Source organism: Kitasatospora sp. NBC_00070 (assembly GCF_045041205.1).
Lineage (GTDB): Bacteria > Actinomycetota > Actinomycetes > Streptomycetales > Streptomycetaceae > Kitasatospora.
In genome coordinates, this window is sequence record NZ_CP108248.1 from 710,958 (window position 1) to 726,380 (window position 15,423).

At 70.4% G+C, this 15,423-nt stretch carries 9 protein-coding genes; 4 read left to right on the forward strand and 5 right to left on the reverse strand.

All coding sequences use genetic code 11. From position 1 onward, the window contains the following. Nucleotides 1–122 precede the first annotated feature (122 nt). Entirely contained in the window at nucleotides 123–3,302 is a 3,180-nt protein-coding gene (locus OHV05_RS38130) for an EAL domain-containing protein (protein WP_331731062.1), read from the forward strand. Between the two features lie 445 nt (nucleotides 3,303–3,747). Here OHV05_RS38130 and OHV05_RS38135 read toward each other — a convergent pair whose 3' ends face one another. From OHV05_RS38135 to OHV05_RS38145, 3 genes are all read right to left on the reverse strand, one after another. Then, nucleotides 3,748–3,951: a cold-shock protein gene (locus OHV05_RS38135; protein WP_331731064.1), complete on the reverse strand. Its 204-nt coding sequence runs from the start codon at nucleotides 3,949–3,951 to the stop codon at nucleotides 3,748–3,750. 383 nt (nucleotides 3,952–4,334) lie between these two features. Then, nucleotides 4,335–5,132, reverse strand: a complete 798-nt coding sequence (locus OHV05_RS38140) for a hypothetical protein (protein ID WP_331731066.1) — start codon at nucleotides 5,130–5,132, stop codon at nucleotides 4,335–4,337. A 112-nt stretch (nucleotides 5,133–5,244) separates the two neighbouring features. Further along, nucleotides 5,245–6,093 carry a nuclease-related domain-containing protein gene (locus OHV05_RS38145; protein WP_405021736.1) on the reverse strand — a complete coding sequence of 283 codons (849 nt, stop codon included), beginning with the start codon at nucleotides 6,091–6,093 and terminating at the stop codon, nucleotides 5,245–5,247. Nucleotides 6,094–6,898: 805 nt separating this feature from the next. Between OHV05_RS38145 and OHV05_RS38150 the strand changes: the two genes are divergently transcribed. Together OHV05_RS38150 and OHV05_RS38155 are read left to right on the forward strand one after the other, a co-directional pair. Next, nucleotides 6,899–7,450, forward strand: a complete 552-nt coding sequence (locus OHV05_RS38150; RefSeq protein WP_331731070.1) for a hypothetical protein — start codon at nucleotides 6,899–6,901, stop codon at nucleotides 7,448–7,450. Nucleotides 7,451–8,249: 799 nt separating this feature from the next. Next, a complete protein-coding gene (locus tag OHV05_RS38155) occupies nucleotides 8,250–10,847 on the forward strand; it encodes an alpha-N-acetylglucosaminidase TIM-barrel domain-containing protein (protein ID WP_331731074.1) in 2,598 nt (865 codons plus the stop codon). Between the two features lie 323 nt (nucleotides 10,848–11,170). Here the strand turns inward: OHV05_RS38155 and OHV05_RS38160 are convergent, their stop codons facing one another. After that, entirely contained in the window at nucleotides 11,171–13,786 is a 2,616-nt protein-coding gene (locus tag OHV05_RS38160; RefSeq protein ID WP_331731077.1) for an aminotransferase class I/II-fold pyridoxal phosphate-dependent enzyme, read from the reverse strand. A gap of 341 nt (nucleotides 13,787–14,127) precedes the next feature. Here OHV05_RS38160 and OHV05_RS38165 point away from each other — a divergent pair, with 341 nt between their 5' ends. Continuing rightward, nucleotides 14,128–14,391 (forward strand): hypothetical protein, encoded by a 264-nt coding sequence (locus tag OHV05_RS38165; protein WP_331731079.1) that lies wholly within the window; start codon nucleotides 14,128–14,130, stop codon nucleotides 14,389–14,391. 453 nt (nucleotides 14,392–14,844) lie between these two features. Here OHV05_RS38165 and OHV05_RS38170 read toward each other — a convergent pair whose 3' ends face one another. Continuing rightward, entirely contained in the window at nucleotides 14,845–15,171 is a 327-nt protein-coding gene (locus tag OHV05_RS38170) for a hypothetical protein (RefSeq protein ID WP_331731082.1), read from the reverse strand. Nucleotides 15,172–15,423: the final 252 nt, after the last annotated feature.

Below are 15,423 nucleotides of genomic sequence, written 5' to 3' on the forward strand. Positions count from 1 at the left end.
AGATGATCTCAGCCAGGCACCCACCCGGTGGAGCCGTGCCGCGCGCGAGCCCGAAATGACGTTCCGCCGAGCCCCGTGGGATCCTGGTCATTCACGTTCGGCTCTCTGCCCCAGAGGCTGCGATGACCAGATGGCGGTGGCCCTACCCGGCGTTCGTCTTCCTCGGCTGGATGGCCCTGCTGACGGCGATGTACTACACGCACCCCGATCAGCGGATCATCTGGTGGACCGGGATCGGCCTGAGCGGTGTGACCCTGATCCTGTTCGGCACGATCCGCAACCGGCCGGCCCACCCCTTGCCCTGGCTGTTGCTGGCCGCCGCGAACCTCAGCTTCACTTTCGGTGAGGTCGCGGAGGTGGTGGAGTCCGACTACCTCGAACGCCCCGATCTGTTCCCGTCCATCGCGGACGGCTTCTACCTGCTGACCTACCCGCTGTACGCGGCCGGGCTGCTGCTCTTCATCCGCCGCCGGAGCGCGGGCCGGGACCGGGGCAGCCTGCTGGACGCGCTGACCTTCACCGCCGGCCTGGCGCTGCTGGTCTGGATCTACATCGTGCTGCCGTCCGCGCAGAACTCCGAACTGACATGGGCCCAGAAGGCGTTCTCGATCGCCTACCCGCTCGGCGACATCCTGGTCCTGGCCCTGCTGCTGCGGCTGCTGGTACCGCACGGGCCGCGTAGCTGGGCACTGCAACTGCTCACCGTCGGTACCTTCGGAATGCTCGCCTCGGACATACTGGCCAGCCTGATCCAGCTGCACGGGACGTGGCGGATCGGCACCCCGGTGGACCTCGGCTGGGCCGCCTTCTACACCGCCTGGGGCATCGCCGCGCTGCACCCCTCGATGGTCACCATGACCCGCCCCGCCCCGCGCCGGCGGCCCGAGGTGGCCCGCGGCCGGATCGGGCTGCTCACCTTCGCCTCGCTCATCGCCCCGACCATCCTGATGGCCGGCACCTTCCGGGAGGATGCGGACAACGTCGGGGTGGTGGCCGCCTTCTCGGCGCTGATCTACCTGCTGGTGCTGGCCCGGCTGGCAGGGGTGGTGGCCACCCACCGCGAGGCGGTGGCCCGCGAGCGGGTGCACCGGGTGGCGGTCAGCTCACTGGCCGCCGCCACCCGGGTCGAGGAAGTCACCACGGCACTGCAGGCGGCTGGCACCACCCTGCCGCCAGCCGACCCGGGACGTCCGATACTTCTCGGACTGAACGAAGGAGGACACATCCGGTTCCTGGCCAGGCACATCGACCAGGCCGACTGGTGGAGCTTCCAAGTGCCACGCGCCGTGCAACTGCTGGCCGACACCCGACGTATCCGCCTGTGCCGGGCGTCCATGCTCGGGGCAGCAGTCGCAAACGAACTGCACGGCGCGGACCAGGCGCTGGTCTGCCCACTGGCCCTGCGGGAGCGGCCGGCCGGGGATCCGCTGATCGGGGTGCTGATCGTCGGCGGTGACGAGGAGGAGCTGTTCGCACTCGCCGACACGGTGGGCTCGCTCGCCTCGCAGGCGGCGCTGGCGCTGGAGCGGATCACGCTCAGCGAGGAGGTCAACCGCCGCAACAGCGAGGCGTACTTCCGCAGCCTGGTGCAGAACGCCTCGGACGTCATCCTGATCCTGGACGAGGGCGACCGGGTCAGGTACGCCTCCACCTCGGCGGACCGGGTGCTCGGCTACCCCGACCTGGTCGGCACCCCGATCGCCTCCCTGGTGCCGCCCCAAGACAGCCCCAGGGTGGTCGGTGCGCTGGACCGGATGCGCCGGGGCCCCGCCACCCGGGAGCGGCGCGAGCACTGGCGGATGCTCCGGCACGACGGGGTGGCGATCGAGGTCGAGGTCAGGCACAGCGACCTGCGCGGCGACCCGACCGTGGCCGGGTTGGTGCTGACCCTCCGGGACGTCACCGAACAGCGCCAGCTGGAGCGCGAGCTCAGCCACCAGGCGTTCCACGACTCACTGACCGGTCTGGCCAACCGGGTGCTCTTCCACGACCGGGTCAACCAGGCGTTCCGGCGCGGGGTCAGGGGCGGCCGGGCGGCCGGGGTGCTGCTGATCGACATCGACGACTTCAAGGTGGTCAACGACGCGATGGGCCACAGCGTCGGCGACGAGCTGCTGGTGGCCGTCTCGCTGCGGCTGTCCACCATCGCCCGGGCCTCGGACACCGCCGCCCGGCTCGGCGGCGACGAGTTCGCCGTGCTGATCGAGGACGCCCTCACCCCGGCGGACGCGGAGGGCTTCGCCGAGCACGTGATCCGGGCCTTCGACGAGCCGTTCCGGCTCAGCGTCGGCCCGGTGACCGTCTCGGTCAGCCTGGGGGTGGCGACCACCGACGACAGCGTCGACTCCACCGAGCTGATCACCCACGCGGACCTCGCGCTGTACGCGGCCAAGGGCTCCGGCAAGCGGCAGTGGCGGCGCTTCCAGCCGGTCCTGCAGGAGGGCATGATCGAGCGCCACGAGCTCCAGGAGAGCCTGTACGGGGCCGTCGCGGACTCCGCCTTCCACCTGCTCTACCAGCCGATCGTGGAGATCGGCAGCGGCACCCTGCAAGGCTTCGAGGCACTGGCCCGCTGGCCGCACGCCAAGCGCGGGATGGTCCCGCCGGAGCAGTTCATCACGCTGGCCGAGGAGAGCGGGCAGATCGTCCCGCTCGGCGCCTGGGTGCTCGGCCGCGCCACCGCCGAGGCGGCCCGCTGGCAGCAGGTGACCGGCACCGGCGGGCCGCTGTACGTGAGTGTGAACGTCTCCGCTCGGCAGTTCCGCGACCCGGGCTTCGTCGACATCGTCCGCAAGACCCTCGACCAGGTCGGCATGTCCCCCCACTCCCTGGTACTGGAACTGACCGAGAGCGTGCTGATGCGGCGCGACGACCGGGTCCGCTCAGACCTCACGACGCTCAGCGAGCTGGGGATCAGGCTGGCGATCGACGACTTCGGCACCGGGTACTCCTCGCTCAGCTACCTGCGGGAGTTCCCGATCACCATCCTGAAGATCGACAAGTCCTTCATCGACGGCCTGGAGCGCTCCCCGCAGCAGTACGCCCTGGTCGAGGGCATCACCCGGATCGCCGAGACGCTGGGGGTGCGGGTGATCGCGGAGGGGATCGAGACCGCCCGGCAGCGCGAGCTGCTCGGTGCGATGGGCTGCCCGCTCGGGCAGGGCTACCTGTTCTCCCGCCCCATGCCACCCGACCAAGTGACGGCTCTCATCCGCACAGGCGGGAAATTCTCCGGTGCACCGACCGGCAGTCCCTGGAACCGTCCTCCGCACACGCCTCGTAGGGATGGCCAGGCGGGCTGACCGATGCCTGGGCCAATGGCTGACACGCCACCCCACCCCACACCTGGAACAACAGTGCGGGCGGCCGGTCTGGAGTACCGGCCGCCCGCACCCTCCCCCACCACGCACAGCCACATCTTGGGGGCGACAGGACTGAGATGGAACCGCGGCAAGGGTGGCACACGCCCCCTTGCGGTAGGGCGCAACCAGGACAACGACCGGAACCACCCCAGGCAACGGCCAATGAAGCACCCGGAACACTCTTCGACGACTCGGACAGCACCGATGTCCGCGCAGAACCCAGAGCATTGAAGAAATATGTGGCGGCTGCACCAGAGGGGCAGCACAGCCACCAGCGTGGCGATTGGCAGTGGCAGCTGTACGAGAGCCGGACCGCCGCGGACGAACACGACGACGCCCCGCCGGCAGCTGCGGGCCGCCTGCGGGGCATCGTGGGACGTGCTGCTCAGGCCGGGACGATGTTCTCCGCCTGCGGGCCCTTCGGGCCTTGGGTGACGTCGAAGGTCACCTTCTGGCCCTCCTGGAGCTCGCGGAAGCCCTGGGAGGCGATGTTCGAGTAGTGGGCGAAAACGTCAGGGCCGCCGCCGTCCTGCTCGATGAATCCGAAGCCCTTCTCGGCGTTGAACCATTTCACGGTGCCACTGGCCATGCTGTTCTCCTTGACATGCGCTGCAGCCGGCGCCCGCAGTATGCGGCCGCCGCGTCTGGCCGTTCTCGCCCGAGCACGGTCCCGGACAACGAAAATGCCCACGACCGCGACCACAGACGAGCAGCGGCTCAAAACCGCGACAGCTCCTGGGCGACCACGCTATCGCTCCGACAACCCAGCCGCGCAGAGGACACGAGCCCACCGGCCGACCACTACCTTCAGCACAACCACCCGCGGCCCCAACCGGACCCGCCACACAATTCCCAGCACATCCCATGAGGCCGGAACCCACCTCCCACTGGAGTCAAGTACTGACCCGCCGGCGGAGCAGAAACACCGGCACTCCAACCGGCCGGACGACCAGCGGCCGCCGGATGGAGGTGTCAAACGCGGTACGTCCAGGTGAGTGACCTGTGGCAGCCGCTGCCGTCAGACGGGTACTTCTGGCGGCCGAGCGTCGCGGGTTCGCTCAACTCCCCAATACCGTACGTCTCATGCTCGTAGGGCAGGACCGAGTGCTCGAACTGCTCGTCGATGCTGATCCCGATCACCGGGGGACCCTCTTGGTAACCGGCGAGCCCGTGGTCGGCGAGGACCTTCCTGGCCTCCTTGACCGTCTCGTCCGAGAGCGGGGCAGGGCGCAGGCTGTCGTCGGCGAAAGCAGCGCGCTTGTTCCCACGGGCGTGCGAGAGCTCGATGTCCACCGCGATGGAATAGTTGCCGTCGTACGGCACAGGAGCGAACTCGCCGAGGTGGGTGAACTCTCTGTTCAACCGCGCCTCACCGTCCCGCGCCGCGTCGACCAGCTGCTTCAGCCCCTGCGAGATATCGATGAGCGCGGTGGCGACCGTTTGGCCCGGCTTGAAGACGACAGTGCCCTTGCCGATCCCAACCGAGCCGTCACTGACCGACAGCCGCGCGGAAACCGTGTCGTCGGGCACGACGTCGGTCGCGCCGTAGGAGACCACCCCACCCGTCGAGACCACCCGCGTGTCCCAGTAGGAAGGCCGGACGGTGCCGGCACCATACCCCCGGTCCCTCTCGGCCTCCTCCGCAGTGCGCTCCCGGCGCGTCATCTGGAGCACCGCCACAGCCAGAAGCTTGTCGTCCTTGGTCTGCCGCACATGCCGCAGCGACACCACCGACACATCCTCGCCATACGCCGGACCGGGCTCATTCATCCGCCGCGCCTCGCCCTCGATCTCTACGACGCTCCCGGGTACCGCTGCTCAGTTCGGCCGGCGAGCCTGACAACGTCATCAACGACGGACAGCCGGGCCGGGTGATGCGACGTCACCCGGACTCGATGCCAAGAGCTGCCGTACGGTGCTCCGGCAGCGCTGAGCCTGCCGTTCGACCATCACCGTTCGGCGGCGGTACTGCCGCTCGCCCAGAGTTACGATGCCCCTGCCCACCGGTCCGGCTACGCGGTGTACGGGGGAGCAACCGTTCGGCCCGGTCGGCGAGCTGACGGGGGACCACCCCGGCTGCTGCCGGGAGCGTCGAGCCGCTGCGCAGCCGGAAGACCAGTTGCCGGGCCTCCAGCACAGTCACGCCCCCTAGCTCCAGGTACCCGAACGGTACCTTCGCACCGTGCACCGCGATGAAGGGCTGCACCGGAACTCCGAGGGTGGCCGCCGCGTGACGGGCCTCCCCTGCCACGGCCTGCAGGGCTCGGGCCTGTGACGACTGTCCGTACCAGAGCTCCCCGTCCATCCCGACCCGAAGCTGGGACCTGGCCGGGCTCCACGTCTTCGTATTGACGTAGAGCACCACGCCGTTGGGTGAGATCAACAGGTGGTCGAGGTTGGTTTTCGATCCGGGCACCGCCCGGTCGTGAAGGACCGTCCAGCCGTCCCGCTGCAGTGGGACCAGCATCCGGGCCGTCCGTCGCTCACCGGCCGCGGCGGGTGCCCATGAGCTGGCCGCCCGCCGGTGGACATGCCGAACCGCAGTCGCCACCAGGCCGATGCCGAGCAGCAACCCGATCAGCCCGAGCCACCACCACAGCAGCACGCCGATCGCTCCGGTCGCCGGCAGCGTCGCCAAGCCCCGCCAGTGCCGGCCCGAGCGCTCAACCGCCCGCTGCCGCAGGCCCATCCGGGTCACGCCCGTCCCTGTCCCGCTCTCGCCGACCGCCACCGCGCACTCCTCCCCGAGCACAGGCCAGACTTCCGGCCGCCGTCCAGCACAGCACACACCGCCACCAAGTGGCGACGGAAAGTCAGGAAGCTGGCACCCCCGGGGCGATGGTCTCTCTGACGGCCCAGTACAGGCTTCGCGCCGCCCGCCCGGCATGCATGCGCTGGTCAGGGCCAGGAGGCCGGTAGCTCGGGATCAGCTTGGCGGAGGGCCCAGCGGGTGGGACAGCCGCCAAAGTCCGGCGGTGGAACACTCATCCAGCAGGTCGCCGGGTTGGCGCGGCCACCCCACGCCATGTACTCCAGCGCCCGGGCCGCCGGCGCGTCACCGCGCCGCCTGCGAGCGACGCAGTCACTGGACCGCAGTCTCGCCCGGCAGGTGTGCCGGGAGTCGCTGGCGGATGCTCGCGGCGTGGGCACCGCCCCGATGCCCCCCGTGTGCAGGGCTCCTCCCTCGTCGGTGTCTGCGCTCATGGCGGCTGCGGGGCGTGTTCGGCGTGGCCGGGGGAGGGTGGACCTGGAAGGATGGTGATCATGAGCTCTTCTGGCCGGCGCCCCCTGTGGCAGCTTTCTCCGAGCCCGCCACCGACGATCCCGTCCGGCGGTGCCCGGCTGTTCGCCGTTGAATGGAACCCGTCCCTCGGGGCTCCCGTCACCACCGGTCCGCTCAAGGCGTCCGCGGTGCCGACCTCCCGGCGTCGGCTCGAACCGGTGGCCTGGCCGACTCCGTAGGGCCGGACGACCGGAGCTGACTTCGCCGCGATTCGCAGAGCGTCGGCCGGACCGGTCCAGTTACGATCCAGGCCATGCACCAGAGTTTCGACGCGTGGAGAAATGCAGGCGCTGACGGAAGCGACGCGCAAGAAATCAAGACCGAGCCGCGCTGCCCGGTCTGCAACAAGCCGCTGCGGACCACGGGCCTGGGCCGCAAACCGCTCTACTGCGGCCGGTCCTGCTCCTCGAAGGCATACCGCAAGCGCCGCAGCGAGGGGCAGCAGGACGCCGTCGCCGAAGCCCTCATTTCCTCCCGCGTCGAGATCCCGGACGGCCTGGACGGCGGCGCCCAGGAACTACTGGAGCTGGCCGCCGCCGTCCAACGCAGCGCTGCCCGCTACCTGGAGCGCCTCGAGCAGGCCCGCCACAGCGAGGGCGACGACCCACACTGCGACCGAGCACTGCGACTCCTGGAGACATCCGTCAACGGCGCCGCCCACCGCCTGCTCCGCAAGGCCCACCAGCTGCGCCACGAGATGACCAGCGCCCCCCTCCAAGTCCAGCAGGCCGCAGCTGCCACACCCGTTCCAACCCCAGCCACCCACCGGCTCGGCACACCACCCGCCAACCAGGTCGAAGCCTGAACTGGCTGGAACCCAACTGTCGAGACCCTTCAGCACGCGGGACACCAGCAGAAATCCCGACCCTGAGGAGCGAACGATGCCGCGACGGCTCACAGGACGCACCAGCCGCGGAGACGGCTGCCCGGCCCACTACGAAACGAATCGGCACACGATCGTCGTACAAGGCTGGACGATCGACCGTGCCGATGAGGCGTACCGGGACGCGCAGGACAGGCCGACAACGAAGACCATGTCGAGATACCACGCCAACCTCCGCATGACCCGCTGCCGCTGCGACCAACGCCGCCTCCCCCACCACCCCAACACCCCGGCCACCAGCAGGGCCGGACACCGCCCCCACACGAGCAGCTCCACACGCTGAGCCGCCCCTGGCCGAGACCACCTGACCAACGGCCGGCATCAGCGCCCGACCGAGAGGGCGTGCTCGGCGGCCCGTCCGGGACAGCGGACACGGTCGGGCCACAGCCAACGCCATTCGGGCAGAAGTGCCCGGACACGGGCTTGTGAGCAGGATTTCATCCGTACCGTGCCGGAGACTGTGGTTACCGTCGCCCCGCCCACGCACTGGACCGGTCATGAAGATGCCCACCGCTACGGTCCTGCGCGCCGGGCATGCCGGCAACCGCTGGACTCGGCACTTCCCCAGTACGGCGACCGCCGCCCCAGCGTACGTACGACGGCAAGCTGGGCAGGCGGCCGGTGACCCCAACAGCACCAAGACGACTGAGCATCAGCAACCGGAAGAAGACTCGGCTGCGCCCAGGTGCTTCGTCCTGGCCCCGACCCTCAGGAGATTCCCATGGTGACCCTCCCCGCGGTCGGGCGCCTGGCCCTCGCCGCCCTGCTCGCGCTGTCCGGAACACTCGCCACCGCCCCCGCCGCAGACGCGGCCCCCGCCTTCGACACCGCTCCCGCCGCCGCAGCACTGGGACGCCTCATCCCCGCCCAGCAGAACCAGATCACCCTGCTCCCAGTGGCCAAGGACGCCGGCAACGACTCCTTCTCCGTCTCCGGCTCCCCCGGAGCCATCACCGTCTCCGGCACCTCGCCGGCCACACTGCTGACCGGCGTGGGCTGGTACCTGGAGAACATCGCCCGGGTCGACATCGGCCTGCCAGGAGACTCACTCGGCAAGCTTCCCGCCCTTCTCCCCGGAGTCGGGACCCCGGTCAGCCGCTCAGCCACCGTCCCGCACCGCTACGCACTGAACGACACCGACGCCGGCTATTCCGGCGCCTACCGCGACTTCGCCTCCTACCAACGGGAGATGGACGTCCTCGCGCTCCACGGGATCAACGAGGTGTTCGTCCAGACCGGCGCCGAGTACCCCTACTACAAGGCGCTCCAGGCCTTCGGCTACAGCGCGGCCGAGCTGCGCTCCTGGTTCCCCGGCCCGGCGCACCAGAGCTGGTGGCTGCTGCAGAACATGAGCTCCTTCGCGGGGCCGGTGTCAGAACAGCTGATCGCAGCCCGGGTCAGCACAGGACGGCAGGTCACGGACTACCTGCGGAGTCTCGGGATGACCCCGGTGCTACCGGGCTACTTCGGTACCGTTCCCGCCGCCTTCGCAACGCGGAACCCCGACGCCCGGGTGGTCCCGCAGGGCAACTGGGTGGGCTTCAACCGTCCGGACTGGCTGGATCCGACCAGCGCCGCCTTCCCCCGGCTCGCCGCCGCCTACTACCAGGCCCAGCGCGAGGCGTTCGGCGACAGCTCGATGTACAAGATGGACCTGCTGCACGAGGGCGGCAGCGCCGGGTCGGTCGACGTGAGCGCGGCGGCTGGTGCGGTGCAGCGCGCGCTCCTGACAGCACACCCCGGGGCCGTCTGGTCGCTCCTGGGCTGGGAGAGCAACCCGTCGAGTGCGGTGCTGTCCGGAGCCGACCGCAGCAAGATGCTGATCCTGGACGGGCTGGCCGACCGCTACGACAACCTGAACCGCGAGTCCCAGTGGCAGGGCACGCCCTACGCGTTCGGTACGATCCCGAACTTTGGCGGCCACACCTCGCCCGGGGCGAACACGGCGGTGTGGGTCCAACGGTTCCAGCAGTGGCGGACCAAAACCGGCAGCGCGCTGAAGGGCATCGCCTACATGCCGGAGGCGACGGGCACGGACCCGGCAGCATTCGACCTGTTCAGTGCCCTGGCCTGGGGACCCTCCGGGGTTGACCAGACCACATGGTTCGCCGGCTACGCGGCTCGCCGGTACGGCGGAGCTGACGTCCACGCGACGGCGGCCTGGGAGGCGCTGCGGCGAGGGCCGTACAGCATGCCGTCGGGATCGTGGAGCGAGGCCCAGGACAGTCTGTTCGCCGCACGACCGAGCCTCGCGGTGACCCGCGGTGCTTCGTGGAGCCCGCCGTCGATGCGCTACGACGCCGCCCAGGTACGGACGGCCCTGGACGAACTCCTCCTGGTGGCACCGTCGCTGCAGGGATCGGACGCCTACCGCTTCGACCTGGTGAACTTCTCGCGACAGGTGCTGGACAACCGGGCGCGGACACTCCTGCCGCAGATCGCCGGAGCCTACAACGCCCGGAACCTCACGCTCTTCCGGTCCCTGGCCGGTGAATGGAACGCCGACTTGGCGCTGGTGGACCGGGTCTCCGGAGCGGACGCGCGCTCCATGGTGGGTCCATGGATCGCCGCCGCGCGTTCGTGGGGCACCGATGCGACGGAACGCAATCGGCTGGAGTACGACGTGAGGTCACTGCTGACCACCTGGGGGCCGAGGGCGGCAAGCGATGACAACGGCCTCCACGACTACGCCAACCGGGACTGGGCCGGGCTGGTCTCCGGACTGTACGGCCCTCGATGGGCTGCTTACTTCTCCTCACTGGACAAGGCGCTGACGAGCGGCTCGGCTCCCAGACCCATCGACTGGTACGCGATGGACGACGCCTGGGCACGCCAGACCGCGTCGTACCCGACGGCACCCACCGGTGACCCCGTCGCGTTGGCCCGGGAAGTGGCGCGGGCGGTCCCGGGAGCCGCAGCCGTCCCCACCCCCGGGACCGGCCGTCTCGTCGGTATCGGCGGCAAGTGCGTGGACACCGTCTACGGAGCGACCTCCACCGGCACCGCGCTCCAGCTGAACACGTGCGGGGGAGCCACCACGCAGACGTGGACCCTCCCCGGCGACGGGACGATCCGGACCGCCGGCAAGTGCGCCGACACCCGGTCCGGCGCCGTCGCGGCGGGAACGCCCGTACAACTGGCCCCGTGCAGCGGCGCACCCTCGCAGTCCTGGGCCCTTCAAGCCGATCTGACCGTACGAAACGCAAAATCAGGCCTCTGCCTGGACGCGTCGGGCGCGTCCTCCAGCAACGGCACCCGCCTGATCATCTGGCCCTGTGCCGCCGCGACCAACCAGCAGTGGCGCCTGACGCCGCGCTGAGTCCGGTGGCCGCAGACAGGTCCTGCACCACGGCAGCTCGATCGACGTGTCCGAGCCCAGTCCCGGTACAAGCGGGTGGCAACCGGAAGTGCGGCACCCGCAGGCATTGGTGAGCGGGTGCCGCGGCTCGATCGTCGCACACCCGGGGCAGGCCCGCGCAAATTGCGATGTGCTGGGTGGGGTATCGACGGGCTGGGCCCGAGGCGTCGACTGGAGCTCGGACCGGGACTGGCCTCGCCGCCTTGGCCGGTCCCGGCCGAGGCGGCTCGGCACCGCCCTCGTCGGCCCGTCGGCGGGGCGCGGCCCTGGCGGCGTACGGCCCACTACTTTCGGGGGGAGAGGGTGGGGCCGTTGACGGTTGCGCGGGCTTCCGCCACGGCGTCCGCGACCGCTGCGGCGGCTTGCCTGGCCTGCTCCGGGGTGTGTGACGGCATGATCTGCAGGCGCAGTCGCGCGGTCCCGCTGGGCACCACGGGGTACTCGACCACCATCGCGGCGACGCCGCGCGGCCGCAGCGCACGGTGCGTCAGCCGGGCCACCCGTTCGTCGCCGATGATGACGGGGACGATCGGGCCCGGGGCCCCCGGACAGTCGAGGCTGTGGCCGGCCAACGCGTCCCGCAGCACCACGGCCGTGTCCAGTACCCGCTCGCGCAGCCGGGCGCCGGCGTCGGAGGAGGCGATCCGCAGCGCGGCGCGGACCGTGGCCGCCTGGGCGGGTGAGAGGGCGTTTGAGTACACGTGCGAGGTGGCGTAGGTCTCGATGTAACTGCGGACAGCTGCGGACCGGGTGGCCACGAACCCCCCGTTGGAGGCGAAGGTCTTGGAGAAGCTGCCCATCACCAGATCGACCTGGCCGGCCAGCTTCTGGATCCCGAGCTGGCCCTGCCCACCCGGGCCGGTCGAGCCGAGGTCGTGGGCGACGTCGACGAGCAGGGTCGCGTCGTACTCCCGGCAGACGTCCTGGAGCCGGGCCAGGTCCGGGCTGTCGGCGTCCATCGAGAACAGGCCCTCGGTGATCACCAGGACGCCGTTGCGGACGTCCCGGGCCCGGAGGTCGCGGAGCTCGGCCCGAACGGCCTCGTTATCCAGGTGGGGGACCCGGCGGACGTTGCGGGAGGCCGCGTACGCAGCCTGGACGAGACTCGCGTGCGCGAACTGGTCCATCACCACATGGTCGTAGTGGCGGACCAAGGCGTTGACCGGGCCGTAGGCGGCCGCCCAGCCAGTCGGGAAGAGAACGACGTGCTCCGCCTCCACCAGATCGGCGACGTCCTGCTCCAGCCCGCGGGAGTGCAGGGTATTGCCGATGGCGGCAGCAGATCCGGCGCTGTGCAGGCCGTACTCGGAGATTGCGGAGACCGCCGCAGCGACCACATCGGGGTGGTTGCTCAGCCCCAGGTAGTCCTGGGAGGCGAAATTGACCCCTTCCAGGGCCCGACCGTCCGCGTCGAGGAGCCGGGTGGTGGCACCGGGCGCCGCAGTCAGGGTCCTGGAGTACAGCCACGTCTCCGTGCGGCGGCGGGCGCTGTACCACTGGTGGAAGGGGCCCAGCCGCTCCAGGAGCCGGCTCCCGACCGGTGCGGCGAAGCTGCGCACGGTGTGGGTGAGGGCCAGACGCTCGTGCTCTGCGGGGTCGTGCTCGGCGAAGGGGTTGCGCTGCTCCTCCGCGGCGACGGCTGCCGGGGCGGGCGCGCTCCGCGTCGACAGGATGCGCTGCATGCTGTCGACCGAGAAGACCCGGTCCGGGTCGACGGTGTCGCTGAACACGCCCAGGAAGGTCCGGGAGAGTCCGTCGTCGGCGGCTACGGAGCGGAGCAGCTCCAGTTCGGAGGCCTGGGGGCTCTGCATCTGCGCCTGGGAGGCGACAAAGTCGTAGTACTTCCAGCTGTCCAGGTGACGGAGGTCCCGGTAGGCAGACAGCGCGGTCTCGATGTCGCTGCAGTCGTCCAGGGCGGTCCCGAGGGTCTGGCCGATCAGTTCGGCGTCCCGGAGAGCGTGGGTCATGCCGCTGGCGGTGCACTGGTCCTTGAAGGACGCGGCATCCCCGGCCAGGGCCCAGCCGGGGCCGACCGGCTCCCGGATGTACGCGCTCTGGTCATCCGTCATGAAGAGCCCGGACGAACGGGGGCCGGCTTCGCGCACGAGCGCGCAGAGGTCGGGGGCGACCTGGTCCAGCGCCCGTGCGAAGTTCCCCTCGGCATCCTGCCGGAAGGTCTTGTACCACTCGCTCGGGCCGTACACCAGCACCATGGTCTCGCCCCCGCTGGTGGGACTCAGGGCGATGCCAAGGCGTCCGCGGCGCTGGAGGACAGGTGCGGTGACCAGCCGCCCGGGGAAGTAGGTGTAGCAGGCGAAGGTGCAGTTACGCCGGACGTCCCTGTAAGGGGAGCCGACCAGCCGGGCGACTGCGGACCGGCGGCCGTCGGCGCCTATGACCACCCGGGCGCGCGTGGACTGCTCCGGCCCGCGGAGCCCCTGCCGCCACACGACTCCCGTCACCCGGCCGTCCTCCTGGACCAGACCGGTCACCCGCGCGTTCTGCCGGATATCCGCGCCGCACGCGGTGGCGTGCCGGGACAGGAGGTCGTCCAATAAGTGCCGCCGGGCGGAGAAGCTCACGTTCACCACCCCGGAGTCGTGCCCGTGGAGCTCGCGGAACCGGGCGCGCAGGTCATCCTCCGCCACTCCTCCCCGGATCCGGATGCCCTCGATCGTCACGTCGACCTCGTCGAACAACGGGGCCTCCTTGGCGATGCGGTCCAGCAGACCGAGCCGGTTCAGGTAGCTGGCGCCGCGCGGCCACATGAAGTGGGTGGAGAGGACGTCCTTCGGGAAGGTGTCCCGCTCCAGGACGAGCACGTCCTGGCCTCGCCGGGCCAGATGGGCGGCGGTGGCGGCCCCAGCCAGTCGGCCGCCGACCACGATGGCGTCATACATGCGGGTCTCCCGGGATCGTGTGCCGAAGGAGCAGCCAGGCAGGCCCAGGCCGTGACGGAGTCCCGCCATGGAGCCGCGGTAGGAAGGCGCTGGCGTACTGGGCGAGAGCCTTCCACTTTGATCCACTGGACTGCTATGCGGCGCCCGGACTTTGGCCTGGGCTGCACCATCAACGCGGAATCGGCCACGTACGAGGGCAGGCGGCCCCGGGGGCCTCCGCGCGGCGCCGTCCTGACTGCCCGGGTATGTGCCCGTCGGCCGCTGCCGCAGCACCCGTTGGGAGGGAATCGTTGAGACGACAGGCTTTTCCCTCAGGGACGGTCACCCGACGAGGAGGCACCGTGCCGAAACTCATCCCGGGATGGCTCGCCCGGCTGCACCACTCGGGGCCCCTGGGCCACGGCCCGCACGGCGACGTTGCCGCTGTCGCGCGGCAACGGACTCTGCGGGACGCCGCGGACTGGGCCATCGTCGTCAACCGCCGTGACCACGGCCCTGACCGGCCGGTCACCGTTGCCGACGTCCAGCTGCGAGCTTGGGAGGACTTCAACCTGTCCGTCTCCGCGGAAGACGCCGCCGCCGAGCTCCGCCGACGCTGCGGGTGACAGTGTCGCGCCCGTTCTTTCGCCAGGTGAGTGGCCGGCGGAAGCCGGTGCGCTGGGAACCCGGTGCCGCGGTGATGGACCAACTCCTGCGCGCGGAGCGGGGTCTCTGGCCTGGATACGCTGCCGGTGTCCCCCTCCCGTGCTGACCAGTGGTCCCGGCGCAAGCCCGTTCTTGGAGGGGTGTGTCAATCTCCATCACCACAGGTCAAGCCCGTGATCGTGGATTAGTTGGGAGAGTGCATCCGTTCGCAACGGCGTCACGGTAACGGCAAACGAACGGGGCGCCCGGGCCGGACTTTGCAACAGCCCTGCCACTCGTCCTCCTCCAAGGATCCCTTCAGGGGGTCGGGTTCATCGGACTGGAGTTCACCTGCCGACCCGCTGGCACTCGCACGTCGTCCATGGACACCGCCAGCTTCTCCGGCGGCGGCTGGCGGGCGTCCTGACGGGGCTTCAGCAGCCGGTTCGGCGGCGCCCAGATCCGCGGCGGGCGACGGTGTCCAGCTGGGTTCGGGCGGCGGCCTCGGCGGGTTGGGCGAAGATGGTGCGGATGGTCGCGGCGACCGTCTCGCCAGCGTCCTTCGGGATGATCGCGAAGGTGTTGCGCGGCGGGGCGCGGAAGGCGGTGAGCTGTTCGTCCAGGTCGGCGCAGATCCGCGAGACCTCGCTCCTGGAGGCGCTACGGGTCTCGGTTCGCTCGCCAGGCTCGGCGCCGATCCGGGCGGTGGCCTCGGCCTCGATCAGCTCCTGCGGGATCCGCTGGGCGAGGGGCCTGATCAACTCGATTCCATCCGCCGAACGCAGTGACCCCAAGATCCCTGCTACACCACTCCGCGGGACGCCATCACCTGTCGGCTCCGCATCCCGCTCTGGCTGACATGGCGTACATCGGCGTCGGCACAACGGTTGCCGTACCCGCCAGACGCCCACCCCGCAGCGCTCGCGGAACCGGGCCCACGCCCGGCTTCGCTACCCGATGGAGCCCGCGGGGCCATACTCAAGCGCTGGATGGTGGGGCGATCAGTTCGGCGG